General features: G+C 60.2%; 20 protein-coding genes, 1 tRNA gene and 2 rRNA genes (1 of these 23 running past the window's edge). 7 read left to right on the top strand and 16 right to left on the bottom strand.

Annotation, left to right across the window (positions count from 1 at the left end; translation table 11 throughout):
• From AMK00_RS17550 to AMK00_RS17525, 6 genes are all read left to right on the top strand, one after another.
• Positions 1-2,347, top strand: a 23S ribosomal RNA gene (locus AMK00_RS17550); it begins 532 nt to the left of the window's first position.
• 214 nt (positions 2,348-2,561) lie between these two features.
• Positions 2,562-2,676, top strand: a 5S ribosomal RNA gene (gene rrf / locus AMK00_RS17545).
• 105 nt (positions 2,677-2,781) lie between these two features.
• Positions 2,782-2,858, top strand: a tRNA-Met gene (locus tag AMK00_RS17540).
• A 213-nt stretch (positions 2,859-3,071) separates the two neighbouring features.
• A complete protein-coding gene (gene nuoH, locus AMK00_RS17535) occupies positions 3,072-4,073 on the top strand; it encodes an NADH-quinone oxidoreductase subunit NuoH (protein ID WP_064811226.1) in 1,002 nt (333 codons plus the stop codon).
• A gap of 10 nt (positions 4,074-4,083) precedes the next feature.
• Positions 4,084-4,650, top strand: coding sequence for an NADH-quinone oxidoreductase subunit I (locus tag AMK00_RS17530; protein ID WP_064811225.1), 567 nt, complete (start codon positions 4,084-4,086; stop codon positions 4,648-4,650).
• A gap of 45 nt (positions 4,651-4,695) precedes the next feature.
• Entirely contained in the window at positions 4,696-5,136 is a 441-nt protein-coding gene (locus AMK00_RS17525) for a CBS domain-containing protein (RefSeq protein WP_064804674.1), read from the top strand.
• Between the two features lie 70 nt (positions 5,137-5,206).
• Here the strand turns inward: AMK00_RS17525 and nuoG are convergent, their stop codons facing one another.
• The 16 genes from nuoG to AMK00_RS17445 all read right to left on the bottom strand — a co-directional run bounded on the left by nuoG (position 5,207) and on the right by AMK00_RS17445 (position 22,092).
• Positions 5,207-7,786: an NADH-quinone oxidoreductase subunit NuoG gene (gene nuoG / locus AMK00_RS17520; protein ID WP_064804672.1), complete on the bottom strand. Its 2,580-nt coding sequence runs from the start codon at positions 7,784-7,786 to the stop codon at positions 5,207-5,209.
• 33 nt (positions 7,787-7,819) lie between these two features.
• Positions 7,820-9,085 carry an NADH-quinone oxidoreductase subunit NuoF gene (gene nuoF / locus AMK00_RS17515; protein WP_064811224.1) on the bottom strand — a complete coding sequence of 422 codons (1,266 nt, stop codon included), beginning with the start codon at positions 9,083-9,085 and terminating at the stop codon, positions 7,820-7,822.
• 4 nt (positions 9,086-9,089) lie between these two features.
• Positions 9,090-9,599, bottom strand: coding sequence for an NADH-quinone oxidoreductase subunit NuoE (gene nuoE, locus AMK00_RS17510; RefSeq protein WP_064811223.1), 510 nt, complete (start codon positions 9,597-9,599; stop codon positions 9,090-9,092).
• Between the two features lie 16 nt (positions 9,600-9,615).
• Positions 9,616-10,830 carry an NADH dehydrogenase (quinone) subunit D gene (gene nuoD, locus AMK00_RS17505; protein ID WP_064811222.1) on the bottom strand — a complete coding sequence of 405 codons (1,215 nt, stop codon included), beginning with the start codon at positions 10,828-10,830 and terminating at the stop codon, positions 9,616-9,618.
• Positions 10,831-10,859: 29 nt separating this feature from the next.
• Positions 10,860-11,396: an NADH-quinone oxidoreductase subunit C gene (locus tag AMK00_RS17500; RefSeq protein ID WP_064811221.1), complete on the bottom strand. Its 537-nt coding sequence runs from the start codon at positions 11,394-11,396 to the stop codon at positions 10,860-10,862.
• Positions 11,393-11,896 carry a NuoB/complex I 20 kDa subunit family protein gene (locus tag AMK00_RS17495; protein ID WP_003582024.1) on the bottom strand — a complete coding sequence of 168 codons (504 nt, stop codon included), beginning with the start codon at positions 11,894-11,896 and terminating at the stop codon, positions 11,393-11,395. The genes AMK00_RS17500 and AMK00_RS17495 overlap by 4 nt, the downstream gene beginning before the upstream one ends.
• Complete coding sequence (locus tag AMK00_RS17490) at positions 11,884-12,249, bottom strand: NADH-quinone oxidoreductase subunit A (protein ID WP_064811220.1); 366 nt, start codon at positions 12,247-12,249, stop codon at positions 11,884-11,886. Before AMK00_RS17490 ends, AMK00_RS17495 begins: the two co-directional genes overlap by 13 nt.
• 129 nt (positions 12,250-12,378) lie before the next feature.
• A complete protein-coding gene (locus AMK00_RS17485; protein ID WP_064811219.1) occupies positions 12,379-13,818 on the bottom strand; it encodes an NADH-quinone oxidoreductase subunit N in 1,440 nt (479 codons plus the stop codon).
• Positions 13,815-15,290: an NADH-quinone oxidoreductase subunit M gene (locus AMK00_RS17480; RefSeq protein ID WP_064811218.1), complete on the bottom strand. Its 1,476-nt coding sequence runs from the start codon at positions 15,288-15,290 to the stop codon at positions 13,815-13,817. Before AMK00_RS17480 ends, AMK00_RS17485 begins: the two co-directional genes overlap by 4 nt.
• An 8-nt stretch (positions 15,291-15,298) precedes the next feature.
• Positions 15,299-17,074, bottom strand: a complete 1,776-nt coding sequence (locus tag AMK00_RS17475) for a Na(+)/H(+) antiporter subunit D (RefSeq protein ID WP_064811217.1) — start codon at positions 17,072-17,074, stop codon at positions 15,299-15,301.
• Entirely contained in the window at positions 17,067-17,321 is a 255-nt protein-coding gene (locus AMK00_RS17470; RefSeq protein WP_064811216.1) for a hypothetical protein, read from the bottom strand. Before AMK00_RS17470 ends, AMK00_RS17475 begins: the two co-directional genes overlap by 8 nt.
• Positions 17,318-18,781, bottom strand: coding sequence for a monovalent cation/H+ antiporter subunit D family protein (locus tag AMK00_RS17465; RefSeq protein WP_064811215.1), 1,464 nt, complete (start codon positions 18,779-18,781; stop codon positions 17,318-17,320). Before AMK00_RS17465 ends, AMK00_RS17470 begins: the two co-directional genes overlap by 4 nt.
• Positions 18,782-18,786: 5 nt before the next feature.
• Positions 18,787-19,089, bottom strand: a complete 303-nt coding sequence (gene nuoK / locus AMK00_RS17460; RefSeq protein ID WP_064811214.1) for an NADH-quinone oxidoreductase subunit NuoK — start codon at positions 19,087-19,089, stop codon at positions 18,787-18,789.
• On the bottom strand, positions 19,089-19,589 hold the full coding sequence (locus AMK00_RS17455) for an NADH-quinone oxidoreductase subunit J (protein ID WP_064804651.1): 501 nt from the start codon (positions 19,587-19,589) through the stop codon (positions 19,089-19,091). Before AMK00_RS17455 ends, nuoK begins: the two co-directional genes overlap by 1 nt.
• Before the next feature lie 287 nt (positions 19,590-19,876).
• Complete coding sequence (locus AMK00_RS17450) at positions 19,877-20,371, bottom strand: DUF305 domain-containing protein (RefSeq protein ID WP_064804649.1); 495 nt, start codon at positions 20,369-20,371, stop codon at positions 19,877-19,879.
• A 254-nt stretch (positions 20,372-20,625) separates the two neighbouring features.
• Positions 20,626-22,092 carry a multicopper oxidase family protein gene (locus tag AMK00_RS17445; protein WP_064811213.1) on the bottom strand — a complete coding sequence of 489 codons (1,467 nt, stop codon included), beginning with the start codon at positions 22,090-22,092 and terminating at the stop codon, positions 20,626-20,628.
• Positions 22,093-22,628: 536 nt separating this feature from the next.
• Between AMK00_RS17445 and AMK00_RS17440 the strand changes: the two genes are divergently transcribed.
• Complete coding sequence (locus AMK00_RS17440) at positions 22,629-23,204, top strand: cytochrome c (protein WP_082240331.1); 576 nt, start codon at positions 22,629-22,631, stop codon at positions 23,202-23,204.
• The last annotated feature ends 59 nt before the right edge of the window (positions 23,205-23,263 follow it).

Raw genomic sequence — 23,263 nt, 5'->3', positions numbered from 1 at the left:
CCACTCTCCAAGCCTAAGTACTCGTGCATGACCGATAGCGAACAAGTACCGTGAGGGAAAGGTGAAAAGCACCCCGACAAGGGGAGTGAAATAGAACCTGAAACCGGATGCCTACAAACAGTCGGAGCCCGCAAGGGTGACGGCGTACCTTTTGTATAATGGGTCAACGACTTAGTGTAACAAGCAAGCTTAAGCCGGTAGGTGTAGGCGCAGCGAAAGCGAGTCTGAATAGGGCGATATAGTTTGTTGCATTAGACCCGAAACCGAGTGATCTAGCCATGAGCAGGTTGAAGGTTGGGTAACACCAACTGGAGGACCGAACCCGCATCTGTTGCAATAGATTGGGATGACTTGTGGCTAGGGGTGAAAGGCCAATCAAACTCGGAAATAGCTGGTTCTCCGCGAAATCTATTTAGGTAGAGCGTCGAGCGAATACCCCCGGGGGTAGAGCACTGGATGGGCTATGGGGACTCACCGTCTTACTGATCCTAACCAAACTCCGAATACCGGGGAGTACTACTCGGCAGACACACGGCGGGTGCTAACGTCCGTCGTGAAAAGGGCAACAACCCTAACCTCCAGCTAAGGTCCCCAAGTCATGGCTAAGTGGGAAAGGATGTGAGGATCCCAAAACAACCAGGATGTTGGCTTAGAAGCAGCCATCATTTAAAGAAAGCGTAACAGCTCACTGGTCTAAATAAGGGTCTTTGCGCCGAAAATGTAACGGGGCTGAAGCCATGCACCGAAGCTGAGGATTTGCAGTGATGCAAGTGGTAGCGGAGCGTTCCGTAAGCTGATGAAGGGAGACCCGTGAGGGCTCCTGGAGGTATCGGAAGTGCGAATGTTGACATGAGTAACGATAAAGAGGGTGAGAGACCCTCTCGCCGAAAGACCAAGGGTTCCTGCTTAAAGTTAATCTGAGCAGGGTTAGCCGGCCCCTAAGACGAGGCGGACACGCGTAGTCGATGGGAACCACGTTAATATTCGTGGGCCTGGTGGTAGTGACGGATTGCACAAGTTGTTCTGGTTTATTGGATTATCAGGGCAGCGGAGCGGTTCCAGGAAATAGCTCCACCGTATAGACCGTACCCGAAACCGACACAGGTGGTCAGGTAGAGTATACCAAGGCGCTTGAGAGAACTATGTTGAAGGAACTCGGCAAATTGCACGCGTAACTTCGGAAGAAGCGTGACCCCATTTTAGGCAACTATTGTGGGGTGGCACAGACCAGGGGGTAGCGACTGTTTATCAAAAACACAGGGCTCTGCGAAGTCGCAAGACGACGTATAGGGTCTGACGCCTGCCCGGTGCTGGAAGGTTAAGAGGAGAGGTGCAAGCTTTGAATCGAAGCCCCAGTAAACGGCGGCCGTAACTATAACGGTCCTAAGGTAGCGAAATTCCTTGTCGGGTAAGTTCCGACCTGCACGAATGGCGTAACGACTTCCCCGCTGTCTCCAACATAGACTCAGTGAAATTGAATTCCCCGTGAAGATGCGGGGTTCCTGCGGTCAGACGGAAAGACCCCGTGCACCTTTACTATAGCTTTACACTGGCATTCGTGTCGGCATGTGTAGGATAGGTGGTAGGCTTTGAAGCGGGGACGCCAGTTTCCGTGGAGCCATCCTTGAAATACCACCCTTATCGTCATGGATGTCTAACCGCGGCCCGTCATCCGGGTCCGGGACAGTGTATGGTGGGTAGTTTGACTGGGGCGGTCGCCTCCGAAAGAGTAACGGAGGCGCGCGATGGTGGGCTCAGACCGGTCGGAAATCGGTCGTCGAGTGCAATGGCATAAGCCCGCCTGACTGCGAGACTGACAAGTCGAGCAGAGACGAAAGTCGGTCATAGTGATCCGGTGGTCCCGCGTGGAAGGGCCATCGCTCAACGGATAAAAGGTACGCCGGGGATAACAGGCTGATGACCCCCAAGAGTCCATATCGACGGGGTTGTTTGGCACCTCGATGTCGGCTCATCGCATCCTGGGGCTGGAGCAGGTCCCAAGGGTTTGGCTGTTCGCCAATTAAAGCGGTACGTGAGCTGGGTTCAGAACGTCGTGAGACAGTTCGGTCCCTATCTGCCGTGGGTGTAGGAATATTGACAGGATCTGTCCCTAGTACGAGAGGACCGGGATGGACATATCTCTGGTGGACCTGTTGTCCTGCCAAGGGCATAGCAGGGTAGCTATATATGGACGGGATAACCGCTGAAGGCATCTAAGCGGGAAACCCACCTGAAAACGAGTGTTCCCTATCAGAGCCGTGGAAGACGACCACGTTGATAGGCCGGGTGTGGAAGTGCGGCAACGCATGAAGCTTACCGGTACTAATAGCTCGATCGGCTTGATCGTTCTCATTGTTCATGCTCATCAGCCAAAGGCTGATGATGCCTGACCTTGTTCTGACGCGCCAAGGGCGCTGCGGACGGCCCGCGCCACAAAGCGCGACGGCCTCTGGCCTGTATGCGTGCCACAAGCACCCGCAGCCGGAAAGATCAAAGACGTGTTCAAAACAAAACAGGCTAACGCCTGCCAGCTTCTCAAACAACAAGTTGCGCTTTGCCGACCTGGTGGTTATGGCGGGGTGGCTGCACCCGTTCCCTTTCCGAACACGGCCGTGAAACGCCCCTGCGCCCATGGTACTTCGTCTTAAGACGCGGGAGAGTAGGTCGCTGCCAGGTCTGCAAAGCGCAACTCAGTTGATAAAAATCTTCTCAATCACAATCCAACGGCCCAAAGCCGAACAAAGGGCCGCTCATAAGCGGCCTTTCGTGTTATAATACTTCCGCGGGGTGGAGCAGCCCGGTAGCTCGTCAGGCTCATAACCTGAAGGCCGCAGGTTCAAATCCTGCCCCCGCAACCAAAAGTCCCAAAAGCCCGCCAAAAGCGGGCTTTTTACGTATTCGGGGGACCTGAGCCCGAGCGCATCACAGCCAGGACGGCATAATGGCGACGGCATTGTATGAGGTGCGTCGCCGTTGTACCATGTAGCCTGACAAGTGTGCGCAGTGCTCATTGTAGAGCCGGAGCCAAAGCCCGGTCGCGCGCTTCAACCGATGAATAAGTAGTCCGGATCATGGAACTTATCGTCGCCCTTGGCCTGGTCGTCTTGAAGGTCGCTTTCCTGATTGCGATCCTGCTGTTGCTACCCTTGCCGCTTACCTGGCTGGAGCGCAAGGTCGCCGGGCACATGCAGCAGCGGATGGGGCCGATGCGCGTGGGATGGCACGGGCTGTTGCAGCCGGTGGCGGACGGAATCAAGCTCCTGACGAAAGAGGATCACATCCCGGCCGAGGCCGACCGGTTCCTGTTCAAACTGGCGCCAATCCTGGCGCTCGCCCCGCCTTTTGTGGTGTTCGTCGCGATACCCTTCGGCGAAACTGTCTCGGTCCTCGGCCATGGGATCACGCTCTACGTCTCCAACATGAATGTGGCGCTCCTTTTCGTTTTTTCGGTGATCGGGATCGAGGTTTATGGCGTCATCTTCGGCGGCTGGGCCTCCAACAGCAAATACGCTGTCCTGGGCAGCCTCAGAACCTGCGCGCAGATGATCAGCTACGAAATCCCGATGGGGTTCGCGGTCATCGGCGTGGTCATGCTGGCGCAATCCATGAGCCTTCTCGAGATCGTGCGGGCGCAGGCCAATGTCTGGAACATCGTCTACCAACCGGTCGGGTTCTTCGTGTTCTTCGTCGCCGGATTGGCCGAAGCGCAGCGCATCCCCTTCGACCTGGCGGAAGCGGAAGGCGATTTAGGGGCCGGGTTCCATACGGAATACAGTGGTATTCGCTTTGCCTTCTTTATGGTCAGCGAATATGCCATCGTATTGCTTGTGTCGACCCTGGTGGTGATCCTGTTCTTCGGCGGTTGGAACGGAGTTCTGATTCCCTTGCCACCGTTCCTGTGGTTTGCTCTCAAGGTCGCGTTCTTCATCTATGTATTTATCTGGCTCCGCTTCACTTTCCCCCGCTATCGCTACGACCAGTTGATGGCGATCGGATGGAAAGTCTTGCTTCCTCTGTCGATGGCGAACATAATTATAACCGGTGTACTTTTAGGGGCCGTAGCGACCCCGTAGCGAGGCGGCGATGTCGCGCGCGCAGGACAGAGTTGGAACATGGATTGGCTGGGCGTTCTTCGCCGATCTGGCGAATGCCTTGGCTCTGACCTTCGGCTACCTGTTCTCCAGAACCGTAACCATGCAATATCCGGACAAGGAAAAATGGCTACCCTACTCACGCTATCGCGGGCATCACTTCCTGAAGCGTGATGAGGAGGGCGAGATCAAGTGCGTGGCCTGCGAACTCTGCGCGCGGATCTGTCCCTGCGACTGCATCGAAGTCGTCCCGTACGAGGACGAGAAGGGCAACCGGCACCCGGCGAAATTTGAAATCGACACAGCACGCTGCCTGTTCTGCGGGTTGTGCGAGGACGCCTGCCCGGCGGATGCAATCGCGCTTGGGCAACAATACGAATTTTCCAGTTTTTCCTCCGCTGACCTGGTGATCGGGCGCGACGATCTGCTCGTCAAGCCGAGTAAGGCGGCAACCGGCGGCGGCGTGGTTGCCGCGCGCCTGAATACCAAGAAGGACGTACTTGTCCAGACGAAAGAGACGCAGGGCTACAACTGGTGGCGGAATATCCGGCGAACATGAACGCGCACCAGCCATCAAACCGAAGCGCTCGAATAGGAGGCTCAGATGTTTGTCGGTGAAATTATGAAGAACAAGGGTGTCGGTGTCATCGCAGTCGCTCCCGATCAGACGATGGTGGAGGTATTGAGGTTGTTTCGAGACAACAATATCGGCTTCGTCGTCGTGAGCCGCTCGAACAGCAAATACCTCGGTACACTGTCGGAGCGGGATTGCTGCAATGCGATGGCGGAATACGGGGCCAAGGCGGCGGCGATGCGGGTCGCGGACATCATGAACCGCAATGTGGCGATGTGTTCGACACAAGATTTGTTGCCCGTTGCGATGGGGATCATGACCCAGCGGCGTACGCGCCATGTGTTGGTCACGGATGGAGGCAACGTTGTCGGCGTGGTCAGCATCGGAGACGTGGTTAAGCACAGGCTCGACGAAGCGCAACGTACAGAGCAGGATCTGCAGGATTACATATGCGGGACCAGGTATCACTGACGCCGCCAGGCCGATGTGATGACGCTGGGGAGCTTGCCGCGGAGCCTTACGGTGCCCCGATCCCAAATCTTCAAACCCCGCGCCAGATCCGGCCTGGGCGGTCGACCTCAGGAGTGGCATGCGCCTTCTGGACTTCCACCGCGCATGGATATTCGCCCCGCCGCAGCAGGCTGTTGAGACGCAAGGCTCTATAGTTTTCCGGAACGAAGACGAGGCCCTTGGGAAACCGCCTGTCGACCTTGAGCTGCGCTGTCAGTTCGCCATGGCCGGAACGCACGATTACCTGATCGCCATCCGAAAGGCCAAGCTCCGCAGTATCCTGCGCGCTCATCGCAACATAGGGATCATTGGCGACCGTGTTCAGCATGTCCGACCGTTCGGAAAGATACCCGTTGTGGAACAGGCAGTCGCCGGTGATCAGCATCAGCCGGTCGGCGGTTATCGGGACGGGCGGCGGCGCAAGGAACACGCCAGTCGGTGGTGTTGGCACCGCCTTGGTGAATGCGCCGCCGGCGCCAAGCCCGTCCTGCCTCAATCCCTGATAGGCCGGAACCAGCCGTGCAATCTCGTCGAAAATTTGCCCTTGCGTCGACGGCCGCAGTGCCTGGTTGCAAAGCGCCGCGACGAAGTCGAAGATCGCCAGATTGCTCCGCGCCTCGAAGGCGGGTTCGCGGAATTGGCGGATCGTCTGGGTCCGGGCCTCGTTGTTGGTGAACGTGCCGGATTCTTCGCCGTAACCCGCCGCGGGCAGGACGACCTCGGCCAGCCCGGCCGTGTCCGTAAGAAAGGCGTCCTGGACGATCAGGAGATCGGCGGCGCCAAGCGCCCGCTGTACGAACGCCCGGTCGGGATAGCTGATCAAGGGGTCGGTTCCGGCAATGTAGAGCGCACCCATCCGCCCGCCGACGCAGAGGTCCAGCATGGCATCGAGACCTGCGCCCGGTTCAGACGGGATTTCGGCGCCCCAGTCCCGTGCAAGAGTTGCGCGCGCCACATCGTCGGCGACCGCCCGCAGGCCCGGCAGAGCCGCCGGCAGAACCCCCATGTCCCAGGCGCCCATCTGGTTGGCACGGTCGAAGAGGAACTGCATCGCCGGGCCTTTGCCGAGCAGGCGCAGAACCTGCAGCAGGTTATTGATCTGCTGCAGCGTCGTGCGCGCGTCGGGTGATCTCAGGAGATCGACGCTGACAAGCACGGTGACGCTACGGCCGTCCTTGAGCGCGGTGGCCAGACGATCCGGCCCGTCGCTGCCGGTGCCCGCTGCCGGCCTGCCGATCGTCGCACCGATGTCCGCAAATGCGTCGCCCGGCAAGGTCTGACCGGCCGCCGCCATGAGCGCGGTTACCACCGCCGCAAGGCTCGCCTCTTCTCCGCCCGGCGGCACGCGAACCACCACCCTGGCATCGGCATCCAGACGCGAGGGCCGCGCCGAAAGCATCAGCAATCCGGCCTGCCGCCGCCGCACGGCGTCTCGCAGCAGGTATTCGGTGACGGGATTCTCCTCGGTCACGTTGCCGCCGACGACGAGCACGCAGTCGTTGCCGATTACGTCGTCCAGCGGTGTGCGGCTGTAGAAAGCTCCCAATAGCGGGCCGAGCGTATCGAAGGGCGCGGCCCAGCGTGACGAACAATCAATGTTGTTGGTCCGGAATACTGTTCGCATCAGCTTCTGGAACTGGTAAAGCACCTCGTTGGGCAGGCGAGGCGAGGCCAGCCCGCCGGCATCCTTGCTCTCGACAGCCAACAGTCGCCGGCGCAGATAGTCCCCCACTTCGTCCCAGGAAACCGGAATCAGGGCGCCATCCTGACGGATCATTGGCTGCTTGATCCGGTCGCGGCTTGCAACGAAATCGAGGCCGAAGCGTCCTCGCACGCAGAGAGTTTCGTGGTTGACACCTTCGTCCCACTTCGAGCGCACCCGCATGAACTCGCCCTTGCGCGTGCCCACTGTCAACTGGCAACCGGTGCCACAATGCGGGCAGATCGTGTCGGTCTCTACGAGATCCCAAGGGCGCGCCTTGTAGCGGTAGGGTAAGCTCATCAGCGCGCCGACCGGGCAGACCTCGACGCAATTGCCGCACTGGTCGCAACTCGCCAGACTGCCCTCGAAGCCGGTGACGGCGGTATCCATGCCTTTTTCAACGGTGCCCAGTGCCACCGCGCCGACGACCTCCTCGCACATCCGGACGCAGCGCTGGCACTGGATGCAGCGGTTGACGTTCATGATGATGACCGGGCTCAGGCGAATGTCCTCGGAGTGGAACACACGTTTGTCATCGCGGAACTGGCTTTCGCGGGGCCCATAGGCCATGACCATGTTCTGAAGCTCGCATTCGCCGCCCTTGTCGCAGATCGGGCAGTCGAGGGGGTGGTTGGCGAGCAGCATGTCGAGCATGGAAGAGCGCGTTTCCTCGATCAGAGGCGTATTCGTCCGCACGACCATGCCATCGGTGACCGCAGTGGCGCAGGACGGCTGCAGCCGCCGCAGGCCCTCGATTTCCACCAGACACATACGGCAGGAGGCCAGCGGCGGCAGACGCTTCAGATAGCAAAAGGTCGGGATATCGATACTCAAACGCCGGGCGGCCTGCAACACTGTCGAGCCAGCTTCAACTTCCAGCGTTTGTCCATCGATCGTGACTTTAAGCATGGTTTCCTCACAAGCCTGATCCAGCACACTCCTTCAGTGAAACGGGCACCTCCGCTCCTCGACATGGGCGACGAATTCATCTCGGAAATGCGCGAGTGCCGCCCGCAATCCCATCGCTGCACCGTCACCCAAGGCACAAAACGTATTGCCGAAAATGCCTTTGCAGAGCATCTCCAGCTGCTCCAGATCGCCGGGTGCGCCATCCCCGCCTTCAACCCGGCGCAGGACCTTCACAACCCAGTTCAATCCTTCCCGACAGGGCGTGCACTTGCCGCAGGACTCATGGTGGAAGAACTCGACGATCCTGGTGGCGACCTTGACCATGCAGGTGCTATCGTCGATCACGATAACGCCAGCCGAACCGAGCATCGAGCCGGCGGCAGCCAGCGAGTCAAAATCCATCCTCACCTCCAGCCCATGCTCCGGGATGACCGGCGCTGAGACCCCGCCCGGGATCACTGCCTTGATCTTGCGTCCCGGCAAGGCCCCGCCGGCATGTTCCTCGACCAGTTCGCGCAATGGTATGCCCATCGGCAACTCGTAAAGGCCGGGTTTGCGCACCTGTCCGCTGAGGCAGTAGAGCTTCGGGCCGGGGCTCTTTTCCGGGCCGATGCCGCGAAACCAGTCCGCCCCCCGCATAATGATGTGCGGTACGCAAGCGAGCGTCTCGACGTTGTTGATCACAGTCGGGCTGGCGTAGAGCCCGGCCACGGCCGGAAACGGCGGCTTCAATCGCGGCTGCGCCCGCTTGCCCTCGAGCGACTCGAGCATCGCAGTCTCCTCGCCGCAGATATAGGCGCCGGCGCCGCAGTGGATGTGTATCGCGAAATTGAAATCCGAGCCCAGAACGCGCTTTCCGAGATAGCCCTTTGCGCGGGCCTCTGCGATCGCTTGCTCCAGACGACGGATCGCCGTCACATATTCTCCGCGAATGTAGACATAGGCGGTTTCGGCCCCAATCGCGTAGGCACTTACCGCCAGCCCCTCGATCAGTTGATGCGGGTCACGCTCCATGATGATCCGGTCCTTGAACGTGCCCGGTTCGCCCTCATCGGCGTTGCAGCACAGATATGTCGGCTTGCCCGTGCGCTTCGGCACGAAACCCCATTTCATGCCCGTTGGGAATCCGGCACCGCCGCGACCGCGCAGGTTGGACCGTTTGACGAGGTCGATAACCTCGTCAGGCGTGTATTCGCGCAGCGCCTTCGCCAACGCCTGATAGCCGCCTCCAGCCTCGTAGGTCGACACCAAATGACCATCCGCCACATCGACATTTTTGAGAAGAACCGGCTCGGACATGGCGCTACTCCCCCGGCAGCCGCGCAGAGATGTGCTCGACGCTCGCGGCTCCCGCTATCGCCCGCAGGCTGTCCAACAGTGCGTTTATCCGCGTCACGTCAAGGTGGGCGTGGTAATCGTCGCCGACTTGCATCACCGGAGCCATCTCGCAGGCGCCGAGGCATTCGACGGTCGAAAGCGTGAACAGCCCGTCCGGGGTGGTGCCGCCTTTCCTGATCCCCAGCGTTGTTTCCAGATGGTCTAGCAGGTCCTCCGATCCGCACAGCATGCAGGAAACATTGTTGCAGAGCTGCAGGTGGAACATCCCCACCGGTTCGGTATGGAAGAGGGTGTAGAAGGTCGCCAACTCGTAGACCCAGATCCGCTCGACTCCGAGAATGTCGGCGACCTCTTCCAACACTGGCCCAGGCAGATGGCCATGTTCTTCCTGCGCGATCAGGAGCGCGGGCATGATCGCAGAGCGCTGGTCGGGATACCGCGCCGCCGCCTCTTCGATCTTTTCGCGCATGGTCATCGCATTCAAATCCTTGCTACTTGTCCACCTCCGCCATCACAGGGTCGAGGCTGCCGAGCACGGCGATCATGTCCGCCAGATAGCAGGCGTTGGTGACCCCGAAGAGGGCCTGAAGATTGACGAACGAGGGTGCCCGCACTTTCATGCGGAACGGTTTTGGCGAGCCGTCACTGATGATGTAAAAGCCAAGCTCGCCCTTTGGCGCCTCGATCGCCGAATAGACCTCGCCCTTCGGCACCTTGAAGCCGTAGGCCGACAGGTCGAAATGCTGGATCAGCGCCTCCATCGAGCAGTGCACCCGATCCTTGTCCAGCGGGAAGGCGATTGTCGGCATATCGATCTGGAACGGCCCCTCAGGCATCTGGTCGATGCATTGTTCGATGATCCCTATGCTTTCGCGCATCTCATCGACGCGGCATCGCCAGCGTGCATAGCAATCGCCCTCGTCACGGGTGATGACGTTGAACGTGAGCCGGTCATAGATCTCGTAGGGTTCATCGCGCCGGATGTCCCAGTCGACACCGGAAGCACGCAGGTTCGGGCCGCTGAGGCCGAGATCGACGCCATCCTCTGCGGAGATCACGCCGATCCCCTTTGTGCGATTGAGAAACACCCGGTTATCTTCGAGCAGTCGCTCATAGTCGCGGATCCGGTTCGGGAAGATGTCGCAAAACTCGCGGAGCTTGGGGAAGAATCCGTCGGGCAGATCCTCGCGCACGCCGCCGACCCGGCAGAACGAGGTGTGCATGCGTGCACCAGTGATCATTTCCAGGAGGTCCATGATCATTTCGCGCTCGCGCATGACGTAAAGCAGCGCGGTCATGGCGCCGAGATCCATCGGCAAAGCGCCGGTGATCAGGAGGTGACCTGATATCCGTGCCAGCTCGGCCATCATCACGCGGATATATTGCGCCCGGATCGGTGCTTCTATACCGAGGAGTTTCTCCACCGCCAGCGCGAAGGCGAGGTTGTTCGAGGGCGGACAGAGATAGTCGAGCCGATCCGTCAGCGGGAAAATCTGGGTATAGGTGAAGCTCTCCGCCAGTTTTTCGGTGCCGCGATGGAGATAGCCGATGTGCGGATCGACGCGCTCGACGAACTCGCCGTCCAGTTCGAGGACGAGCCGAAGAACCCCATGGGTGCTGGGGTGCTGCGGACCGAGGTTGAGAAGCACTTCTCTGGTATTGAGCGCTTCACCCTCAGGCCTGCTGAGCTCGGTGACTTCAGTCATCTCAACGTTCCGGCGTAGGACGGCCTCCCTTACGGAATGTCCCTGGTGGCAAGGTCGGGCTGCGTTGGCGGCGGACCCTCGGCACCGAAAGGGTTCAACTTGTCCTTATAGCCCCTGAGGGGGAAATCCTTGCGCTGTGGGAAGCCCTCGAAGCCTTCCCACATGTAGATCCGGCGCAGATCGGGATGTCCCTCGAACCGGATACCATACATGTCCCAGGCCTCACGCTCATGCCAGTTGGCGGTACGCCAGACTCCCGTGACCGAAGGCACTTCAGGAGGATCGCCAAGGCGGCACTTGATGCGGACCCGCCACCTGTTGGGCAGCGAATAGAGATGGTAGACCGCCTCGAACCGCGGCGTTTCGGGATAATGATCGACGCCGCAAATGTCCGAGAGGAAATTGAACCGCAACGCCGGATGCTCTTTCAGAAGCCGGCAGAACTCGACGATCCTCTCGGGCGGAACGGCAAAGGCGTCGATACCGTGCGCAGTGCCGAGGTCCTCGATTGTTTCTCCGAAGCGCTCCATGATCAGAGCGCGATTGAGGGACGACTCCACACTCATGACGCTATAACCCGATCCAGAGGTGTGCCGGCGAGCGCCCGCGACCTCTTGATCTTTTCTTGAAGTAGAAGAAAGCCGTGCATCAGCGCCTCGGGCCGGGGGGGACAGCCAGGCACATGCACATCGACGGGCACGAAGGTTTCCGATCCCTGCACCACGGCATAGGTATTGTAGACCCCGCCCGAAATAGCGCAGGTGCCCATGGCGATCACCCAGCGCGGTTCCGGCATCTGGTCATAGAGTCGCCGCACGACCGGCGCGAATTTCCGGGTCACGGTGCCGGCGATGATCATGACGTCGGATTGTCTCGGCGAAGGGCGGAACACCACGCCGAACCGGTCGAGATCGTAGCGGGCACAACCGGCCGAGATCATTTCGATGGCGCAGCAGGCAATGCCGAAGGTCTCCGGCCATAGCGCCGATCTCCGGCTCCAACTGATGATGCTGTCGGCCGTGGTGAACAGCACGCTGTCGCGGATCGCATTGTTTACGCCTCCCATTCCAGCGCTCCTTTCAGCCAGGCGTAGGCGAAGCCCACGAGAAGCAGCAATATGAAGACGATCATCTCGATATAGCCGACCAGCCCGATCTCTTTCAGGACGACGGCCCAGGGAAAGAGGAACATCGCTTCGACATCGAAAACGACCAGCAGGATCGCGAGGATAAAGAACGGTACCCTGAAGCGGCCCGCCGCCGCCTCGCCCGCTGCGTCCATGCCGCATTCATAAGGCGTGTTCTTGGCGGGATAGGGATTGGATGGGCGCAGCAGCGAGGAAACGAACAACGTCACCCCCGCCACCAGAACGACTCCGGCGATCATGAAAAGAACCGGCAAGAATTCCATTGCAGTCATATCACTGCACCGGTTGCCCACCGACCTCATCCCGAACGGGTAAATAGGCCACGCCGCGGTGCGACTTGGGCAATCCTTCCTTCTCCTTCAAGTCTATTCCGTCGGTGTGATCATTGCAAATCCAATCGCTCACCCGCCAAAGACCGAATGTTGGGCAAGCTTCAGAAACCACGACGGAAATAGGCCGATGCCGATGGTGCCGGCAGCGGTGACGGTGAGTGTCGCGCCCACCAGAGGCGTCAGCGCCGGGGCGAACGCCCTCTTCGGCTCGTGCATATAGATCACCATGACGATGCGGATATAGAAATAGGCGGCGACGGCGCTGAACAGCACTGCGATGACCGCCAGCATGACGAAACCATGCTCGACGAGGGCGACCAGCACGTAAAATTTGGCGAAGAACCCGGCGGTCGGCGGAATGCCGGCCAATGAGAAGAGATAGAGCAGCATCAGAAGCGCCAGCCCCGGATGTGACTTGGCGAAACCCGCATAGTCTTCGATGACCTCGCCCGAGAAATCGCCGTTCCGCATCATGATGACGGCGCCGAAAATGCCGAGATTCATGAAGGCGTAGATCAGCAGATAGAGCATCACGCTGGCGATCCCATCGGCGCCGCCAGCGGCCACGCCGAAAATGGCGAAGCCGGCATGGGCGATGCTGGAATAGGCCAGGAGACGCTTGAAATTATCCTGCACCAGCGCCACGAAGCTGCCGAGCGCCATCGTCACCACCGCAATGACGGCAACGATGATCCAGACGTCCGAGGCTGCGACCAGAGGGTTGAGGAACACCCGAAGAATAACCGCGAACCCCGCCGCCTTGGGGCCTACGGACATGAAGGCGGTGATCGTCGTCGGCGCGCCTTCATAGACGTCCGGCAGCCACATGTGGAAGGGAACCGCGCCGACTTTGAAGACCAGCCCCGCGACGATGAAGACCACCGCCAGCAACAATCCTGGATCGAGCGGATCGGCGGTCACGGCCGCAGCCATCCCGTCCAATTGCGTTGTGCCGGTGAGCCCGTAGACCAGCGAAACGCCGTAAAGGAAAATCCCGGTCGAGACCGCGCCAAGGATTACGTATTTCAGCGCTGCTTCGTTCGACCGCCGCTCACGCCGCAGGAAGCCGGTCAGCACATAGGTGCAAATCACCATCAGTTCGAGGCCCACATAGATCGACAGGAGATCGGTCGCCGAGGCCATGATCATCATACCCGAAAGCGCAAAGAGCAGCAGGACATAGTATTCGCTGCTCGCGATCCCTTCGATATCGGCATATTTTCGCGAAAGGAGGAATGTCAGTACGGTGGCTAGGTAGAAAACGAACTTGAAGAAGACTGCGAAGCGGTCGGCGACGAACATGCCCGTGTAGGCCGGCCGTACTTCGCTCGCCAGCATGAGTGTCGCCAAGGCGGCAATCAACACGACCGCGACCGACGCCCAGACAAGGAAATGTTCCTGTCCCCTTCGCACAAACTGTCCCAGGATCAGCAGGATGCAGGCGCCGGTGATCACCACGATCTCGGGCAGGCTCGCCAGGGCCGACTGGAAAAGCGCGGCGGTGGTCATTGGCCGCTCCCCCTACTGTGCACGTGTGTCACCAGATGCTTCACCGAGGCATCGACGACGTTGAGGAAGGGTTTCGGATAGAGCCCGACCCAGAGCACGAAGACGGCCAGCGGCAGGATCGCAGCCATTTCACGGCCGTTCACGTCGCGTATCTTCAACCGGGCGCTGACGCTGGCCGGGCCGAGCGCGACTTTCCCATACATGCCGAGCAGATAGGCAGCCGCCAGCAATGCGCCCAAAACGGCGGCCGAACCGGCGACCAGGTTGGCCGCAAACCCGCCTGACAGCACCAGCAACTCGCCCACGAACGAATTCGTTCCCGGCAGCGCCATCGACGACAGGGTAAACAGTGCCAGAAACGTGGTGTAGACCGGCGCCACCTTCATCAACCCGCCATAGTCGGCGATGCTGCGGGAATGGGTGCGCTCGTAAATCAGCCCGACGAACAGGAATAGGGCGCCTGTGGTCACGCCATGATTGAACATCTGCAGGATACCGCCCTCGAGCCCGCGGAGGTTCAGCGCAAAAATCCCCAGCGTCACGAAGCCCATATGGCTGATGCTGGAATAGGCCACCAGCTTCTTCAGATCGTCCTGTGCCAGCGCGAGCAACCCGCCATAGACGATCGCAAGCCCCGAAAGCGCCAGCATCAGCGGCGAATAATACATCGATGCCTCCGGCAGCATCGGCAGCGAGAATCGCAGGAATCCGTAGGCGCCCATCTTCAGGAGCACGCCGGCGAGAATAATGCTGCCCGCCGTCGGCGCCTGCACATGGGCGTCCGGCAGCCAGGTATGGACCGGCACCATTGGCACCTTGACCGCAAAAGCGATCAGGAAGGCGAAGAACAGCCAGGACTGGATCCGGAACGGCAAGTCCTGCTCCGTCAAGGCGAGGATATCGAAGGTCCTGCCACCGTAGAAATAGAGCACGATGACACCGATCAGGAACAGGAGGCTGCCCGCCAGCGTGTAGAGGAAGAACTTGATCGCCGCATAGACCCGACCCTCGCCGCCCCAGACGCCGATGATGAGGTACATCGGGATCAGCATCGCCTCCCAAAAGACGTAGAAGAGGAACAGATCGAGTGCGCAGAAGACCCCGAGCATCAGCGCCTGCATGAAGAGCAGGCAGATCATGAATTCCTTTACCTTGCGGTCAATCGCGACCCAGGAGGCGAGCACGCAGATCGACCCCAACAATGCGGTCAGGAACACGAAGAGCGCGCTGATTCCGTCGATGCCAAGCGCATAATTGATCCCGAGCGCGGGCACCCAGGAGCGCGTTTCGATGAACTGCATGGCATGGGTCGTGGTGTCGAAGCCGACCAGCATGGCGATGCAGAGAGCAAGGTCGAGGACGGTGAAAGAGAGCGCAGTCCACCGCACCGCATCGTCACCGCGCAGGAACATCAGAACCGCGGCCCCGACACCGGGTGTGAATATGATGAGGCTGAGCAGCGGGAAGCCCATGGCACCCCCTACCGCCACGCCACGACGAAGACGGCGGTGGCTGCGATAAGACCGACGATCATCGCCAGCACGTAATGGGTCACGACACCCGTCTGGAGCCGCCTGAGCCGTCCGCCGCCGTGCAGGATCGAGTGGGCAATGCCATTCACGACGGCATCCACGCCGGCAAGATCGAGCCGGAGTCCTGTCCGCGCCGCGCCGCGCAGCAAGGGCAGCGCCGCGGTCTCGGAGACATTGCTCACCGCCTGCTCATAGCGCGCCAGCGGCCTTTCGGCGAGCCACATGAAGGCCCGCGCACCCTTGCGGTAAAACCAGTCGGTGTCGAGGCTGATCGTGTTCTCGGGATCGAGCGCCCAGAGGAACAGAACGAACCCCAGGGCGGTGAACATCAGCAGCCCGAGGCTCTCCATGACATGCATGCCCGTATAAGGTTCGAAATCCACCGGATAGGGCAGAAGCGCATAAAGCGGCTGGGGGAACACCCCGATCGCAATGCAGAGCACCGCCGCCATGCCCATGGCAATCAGCATGTTGCGCGGCGGCTCCCGCGCCTCCAGTTTCCGGTCCGTCCCGAAGAACATGTAATAGGGAAGCTTGAGGCCGGTGTGCAGGAACGTCCCGGACGATGCCATGGTCAGCGCCAGCACCACCAGTGCGCGGTGATCCGCTCCTGCAGCCGCTATCACCATCGATTTGGTGACGAACCCCGAGAAGAACGGGAAGGCCGAGATCGCGAAGGCGCCGACCATGTAAAGCGCCACGGTCAGCGGCATGGTTTTGTAAAGCCCGCCGAGTTCGGTGAGCTTGCGTCGGCCGGTGACGTAGATGACTGCACCGGCACCCATGAACAGCAGCGCCTTGTAGAGGATATGCGCGAAGGCGTGGCTGGCGGCTCCGTTCACCGCCATCTCGGTTCCGATGCCGATACCTGCGATCATATAGCCCACCTGGCTGACGATGTGATAGGCGAGAAGCCGCCGGCAATCGTTCTCCAGCACTGCGTAGATGACGCCGTAGAGCGCCATGATGGTGCCGAGCCAGACAAGAAGCTCGGTCCCCGGAAACGCCCGCGCCAGCACATAGACGGCGGTCTTGGTGGTAAACGCGCTCATGAACACCGCCCCGGTGACGGTCGCCTCCGGATAGGCATCGGTCAGCCAGGCATTGAGCGGCGGCACGGCCGCGTTGAGAATGAAGCCGGCGAGGATCAGGTAGTCGCCGACCCCCATTCCTCCATTGGTGAGGCCCCCCGCGATCGGGCCGAAAAGCAGTGAACCGGTGGCGAGCCCGTGGGAAATGATGCCGCCGAGCAGGACGACGCCGCCGGTGATATGGACCATCAGGTAACGGAAGCCGGCCCGGATCGCCGGCCCACCACGCTGCGCGAAGACCAGATAGGCGGAGGCGAATGCCATGCCCTCCCAGAACAGGTAGAGGGTCAGGTAGTCACCGGCAAACACCACGCCAAGTGCGCTGCCGACATAAACGAATGCCGCCACGTGCTGGCCGGCATCCGTCAGGTGCAGCGCGTAGACCATGCCGATCAACGCCATGATGGTGAAAACGGTGGCGAAGACGATGCTGAGCTTGTCCACTTTCGCGATCAGGATCTCCTGTCCGATGAACCGCGCTTCGCCATAGCTGCCCGGCTCCATCGTAAGCACGGCAAGGACTGCCAGCGCAGGGATCAGAAGCAGATAAGCCTTGCGGACCCACCCGCCGAGGAAAGGGATCGGCAGGGCGCCAAGAATAAAGAGCAGAGCCGGATGGATGAAGTCAGTCATAATAGTCCTCGCGCTGCATCAGCCCGACCCGATGGCCGAGAAACTTGGAAACGAAGATAAGCAGGACGCAGGAGACGAAGCCGTAGACGGCGGACCAGCCCGGCAGGCTGTCCCACAGATATTCGGCATGTTCACGGGAGACCAGAAAGTCGGCGATGACGATCAGGACGAGCACGAGGTAGAACAGTCGGCGGCGCGGGCTCGCATATTGCTCGGCACCAAAGAAGTCGACGACACGCTTGATCATCGGATCACTCCATCTGCCAGGGTGAGAAAATAGCCCGGGAAAATGCCCATCAGCACCGACAGGATTGCCGTCGCGACCAGCGGTATCGTCACCAACGGAATTTCACGGAGCGTCGTGCGGCTCTCCTGCTTCTCCGCCTGGAAGAAGGCGGCGTAGCTGACCGGCAGGAAATAGGCGGCGTTCAGGATCGAGCTCACCAGGAGCACGACCAGGAACGCGGTCTCTCCCGCCGCCAAGGCGCCCTTAGCCAGATACCACTTGCTGACGAAACCCGCGGTTGGCGGCACGCCAATCATGCTGAGCGAGGCGACGAAAAATGCCCCCATCGTCCAGGGCAGCCTGCGGCCGATACCGGCCATGTCGCTGATGTTACGCTTGCCGGACGCGCAATAGATCGACCCGGCGCAGAAAAAGAGCGTGATCTTGGAGAATGCGTGCGCCGCGATGTGGATGATCCCGCCGACCATCGCGACCGGCGACAACAAAACCGCGCCCAGCACGATGTAGGAGAGCTGGCTAACCGTCGAATAAGCAAGCCTGGCCTTCAGGTCGTCCCGCGTCAGGGCGTAAACCGACGCCATCAGGATCGTGAACGAAGCCAGATAGGCCGTGGCGATGCCGAGGCCCAGCCCGCCCACCAGTCCGGTGCCGAAGACATGGAACACCACCCGTAGCACGCAGAACACGCCCATCTTGACCACTGCGACTGCATGCAAAAGCGCGCTGACCGGTGTCGGCGCGACCATCGCGGCGGGCAGCCAGGCGTGCATCGGCATCACAGCGGCCTTGGCGAAGCCGAAAAGATAGCAGAAATAGACGACCGTCAGCAGCGCCGCCGAGACATCACTCCTGGCCAGCAGCCCCCCCGCGACAAAGTCGAGCGACCCCGCAATATGGTAGGTCAGCGCCAGTGCGGCGAGCAGCGCGCTTTTCGAGGCGCCCATCAGATAGACGAGGTACTTGCGGCCGCCCCTCCATCCCTCCTCGTCCTCGTGGTGGTAGACGAGCGGATAGGTAACGAGGCTGAGCACCTCGTAGAAGATCACCAGCGTAAACAGATTGGCGGCGAAGGCGCCCCCGGCGGCGGCCGCAAGACTGCTGGCGAAGCAGGCGAAGAATCGGGTCTGCGCATGTTCGTTCAAATGCCGCATGTAGCCGATGGAATAGATCGCCGCCACGATCCACAGCAGCGAAGAGACGGTGGCAAACACCATGCCGAGTGCATCGACCCGGAAAGCAAAGTCGATCCCCGGCAGAATCTCGAACAGGCGCAATTCGACCGTCCCACCCGCCAGCACCGTGGGCGCCATCGACACGACAATCGCGAACATGGCGACCGCGGCCAACGGCGAGACCAGATCGCGAAGTCTTTCGCGGTTGTTCAAAAGGAGAACTGCAAGGGCCGCCAGACCGGCGACGGTGATGGCAAGCAACGGCCGGATCGATACAACCGGGTCCAAAGCCGCTATCCTTTCATCACCGTCACGTCGTCGATCTTGAGGGTGGATTTGTTCCTCACGAGGGCAACCAGGATGCCCAGGGCGACGGCAACTTCCGCCGCGGTGATTGCGATGACAAAGATCGCGAAGATCTGCCCGCGGAAATCGGCGTGGTAACGCCCGAAAGCGATGAAATTGATGTTCACCGAGTTGAGCAGCAGCTCCAGCGACATCAGTACGACGAGAATATTGCGCCTGAGCAGCACGCCCGCCGCTCCGATCACGAACAGGACCACTCCGAGCACAATATACCACCAGAGCGGAACCATCACCCCTGCTCCTTCCGCGCCAGCATGATGGCGCCGACCAAGGCCGCCAGCAGGATTACGGAGGCGGTTTCAAACGGCAGGAGATAGTCGGCGAAAAGTGCTGTGCCAAGCTGCCTGACGTCGTCGCCGCCGCGCATCGCGACGGGCTCCACGACCGAAAAGCGGTCGCTCCAGAGCACCAGCACGAGCATCTCGACTCCGAGCAGGACGAGCAGTACCAGAGCCGGGAGGTTGCCGCCCGGCAAGAACCGCTGCAACACCGCTTCGCGCACATCGATCATCATGATCACGAACAGGAACAGGACCATGATCGCGCCGATATAGACGAAGATCTGGATGACCGCGAGCAACGGTGCCTCGAGCAAGACGAAGATTGCCGAGACCTGCAGGAAACACGCCATCAGCGCCAATGCGCTGTGAACCGGGTTGCGCGCCAGGACCACCGTCAGGGCCGTGATCACGGATACCGCAGCGAACAGAAGAAAGAACCCCTGATCCATCGACGCCGACCCTCCGACGCGAACTGCCACTCGGCGCGAGACGGCCGGATTCGAGACTGCGCCGCAACTTCAGATGCCTTCGCAAATTGTGCCCTAGTATCGGATTTTTCACAAGATTATTGTCATCGACGGAGCAAGATCGAGCCGGTCCGGATGTGGCGAAGGTCGCTTGCCAAGCGCGCGCTTTCGATAGGGTCGTACCGATTTTATCCATAGGCAAATGGTTTTAGCCTGGTCGACGAGGCTGGAGCGGCTGTCTCGATTGCCTTCTTGACATCCGCAAGCGCTTACCGCGCGCCCTGATCCAGGCGCGTGCGGATCGCGTTCATCTGCTCGATCTCCGCACGCTGGCCGCTCGAGATGTTGGCGCAGAGCGCGACCAGTTCGGGATCGTTGAGGGCTGCTTCCCGGCACATGAGGATTGCACCTGAATGATGAGGCACCATCGAGGCGATGAATTGGCGGTCGCCTATGAGAGCCTGTGTGCGAGTGCCTGCAAAGGCCGCGACGAACAGGATCGCCAGGCCGACATGGATGGCGGCGTTCAGCTTCCTGTTCCCGTACATGCCGCCCATGGTGGCGAGCATGATGATGCCCATCGGGGCCACCATCGTCAGCGCCATGTAGAGCATGTTGAGATTGTTCCGGAAATCGCTCCAGCCATCGATCATCGAGAACATCACGAAGTACATGACGATGAGGCTGAGGATCATGTTGACCGCGAACATGGAATAGGGATGCCTGCTCATCCCCTCATGTCGGGAATTGTGGTGATTGCGCATCGCTAGCTTCCTTCCGGCCTTCGGACCGAGTCGGAAGGCGGTTAGAGCAATTCCAGGAAAAGTGCGAAGCCGTTTTCCCTCCGGAATCGCGTAAATCCAAAAGGTTAGAGCGGTTCTGCGCTTCCGTGAAAAGCTGAACCGCTCCAGGATGTTTCCGAGGCAACAACTCGGAGGCATATCGCCTTAACCTTGCATCGGCGGGTTGGTTCCCGGGTCGCAAGAGCTTGCCGGATGCGGGAGCCCGAGCTTGCTGATCAGATCGCGCCGTCGTAAGCGATGTACGTCATCATCCCCGCCGCCATGTGGTACAGGTGGTGGCAGTGGAGCGGCCAACGGCCGGGATTGACGGTATCGAACTCCACCACGACCTCGGCCATCGGCGTTAGCAGGACAGTATCACGGACGGCTCCGCTGACCCCCTGGCCATTGACGCCGACGACCTGGAAATGGTGCCCATGCAGATGCATCGGGTGCGCCATCATCGACATATTCCGCATGGTGAGACGGACTCGCTTTTCTTTGGAAACATTCAACGGCGCGGACGGGTCGATGCCCCAGGTGTACGCGGTCATGTCTCCCGTCAGTGTGATGGCGTACTGATGATCGGGTGAGCGGGCGGCGAGAGGTGTTGCAGGCCGAAGCTGGCGCTCCAGGCCAAGGTCGAGAACGGGACCCGTCTCCAAGGCGGTGGTGCCGATCTTTTCAACGGCTGCATTCCTGGTCGCGAGGATGATACCGGTCTGCTCCTTCGCGCCTTCGCGAAGGGCGAGGATAGGGTAAGAGCCTGGGGCTGCGGGAAGCTCCAGCCGGATGTCGAGGCGCTGACCCATCGAGATCGGAAAGCGGCTGGCCGGGACCGGCTCGATATCGACGCCGTCCACGGCAATGAGATTACCGACGATGCTGCCGGTATCGATGGTGAAGGCCGTTGCGGTCGCTCCGTTGATGATCCGCAGACGCACGCGGCCGCTTTTTTCGATCCTGACGATCTCGGGATCGTCAAGGGTGCGGTCATTCGCGAGAAAGGCGTCGTATTCGATATCGTTGAGGTCCATCGCCGACGTTCCCGCCATCGGCATGCTCATCGTCGACATGCCGGTCATCGGCATCTGATGTCCCTGCATGTTCATCATCGTCTGCATCATCCCTTGATGGCGCGACTGCATGCCGCCATGTCTGGCGCCGCTACGCTTCAGCCTTTCCAGCAACTCCTCCGGGGACTTGAAAGAGAAGTCGTGCAGCAGGATCACGACGTCCTGTTCGTCACGGGCGCGGTCTTCCGCCGTGCGGACGATCAGCGGCGCGGCGAGCAGGTTCTGCTCCTGCAGGGTGTGGGCGTGCATCCAATGGGTCCCGCCAGGGCCGACAGGAAATCGGTAGTCCCGGTTTTCCCCAGCGGCAAGCAAGGCGGCCGGATTGTCCGGTACGCCGTCCATGTTCCACGGCGGCGTCAGGCCATGCCAGTGGATGAGGGTGTCTTCGGATGTCTCGTTGAGGAGGCGGATGTCGAGGTCCGTGCCTGCGTCCAGCACGAGGCCGGGCTTGCCGCTGCGGTTGGCCAGTCCGAAGATGGTGGCGGCCTTGCCATTGACGTCCAGGGTTCTCTTTCCGATGACCAGATCGGCGGGAACAGGGTTTGCATGGGCGCGGATGGAATTGAGGACAGGCGAGACGACTGCCGCACTCACGGCGAGCGTCTTCAGGAATTGACGGCGATACATGATATGCCTCTCGATTTATGTCGGCATCCCGACAGTGCTGATGATGGAACTGGCCCGCTGACAGGCGGACGCTTCGTCAGGCAGCAGATCGGGGAGGCTTGAAGCCAGGAGAAGGGGCTCTTCCGGTAAGATGCTCCTGCAGATAGGAAATACGGGTCAACAAAATCGCCATATTTGACGACGCGGTCGTCGGTGACGGAAGAATCAATATGCAGACAGCGCAAATGCTGCTGCAGCACGCCTGGTCACCGAGTGCCATTTTTGGCTTTGAGTGATGATCGTCTTGGTGAGGGTGATCAATGGACACTCTGTGTTCCGTCGAGCAGGGTTGAAGAGTGGCATGGGAAGCAGGTGCGCTGAAGAGAATAGCGACGGCAAGCAGCGCTATGCACATCCTCAAAATCAGCGTGTTATGCTTCCGCAAGTCCATATTGCTCAGCCTATTTCTGCCTCATGGATAGCTTAGGGAACCTCCACACGCCCGCTTTGATCCTCATCAAGCAGGGATCAGAAGAAGCGCAACTACGACATCCCGGATGATCAACCATTTTCCACGAAGACTGCCCCTTCCACCAACGGGAAGGTCAAGTGCCATTCTGGTGTTCGCATGCGTGCTGGCGAACTCCCTCGCATTTGCGGAGACCGTGCCGGTCGTGGCTGATCGTCAGAACGATATGAAGGAGATCGCCGCCGCCGCAAAGACGATTTCGGACATGTTCAAAGCTCCCGAAACCTACTCCTCCACCAAGTTCAAGGAGGCGAGCGAAGCCATCAGTGATCGAGCCGATCGGCGTCTTACAGATCACTTTGCAACGGTGACCGCCGCAGAGGGTTCAAAGGCAAACGAGGTGATCGCCACCGAACGGAATCGGTTCTCCGAACTGGCGCGGGACCTCAAGACCTATGCGGATGCCTTGTCTTCGACCGCGGATCGGCATCCGGACAGAATGTCAGATGATATGCGTATGAAGGAGCGCGAGCCGATGGGCGGAGGGCCGCTTGGTACGCGCATCAGGAGCGAGGCTTCGATGTCTGCCATGTCGGCAGAACATGCGTTTCACCTGATGCTGCAGACCTGCGCGTCGTGTCACTCGCGGTTTCGGGCAAAATGACTGGGCTGCCGATCCCCCTGCGAGGGTAGTTTGGGTTACTCGAAGCCTTGCCCAGTAAG

Source organism: Rhizobium sp. N621 (assembly GCF_001664325.1).
GTDB classification, from domain to species: domain Bacteria; phylum Pseudomonadota; class Alphaproteobacteria; order Rhizobiales; family Rhizobiaceae; genus Rhizobium; species Rhizobium esperanzae.
Note: the sequence above shows the minus strand (reverse complement) of the source record. Positions and strands in the feature narration are given on the sequence as shown.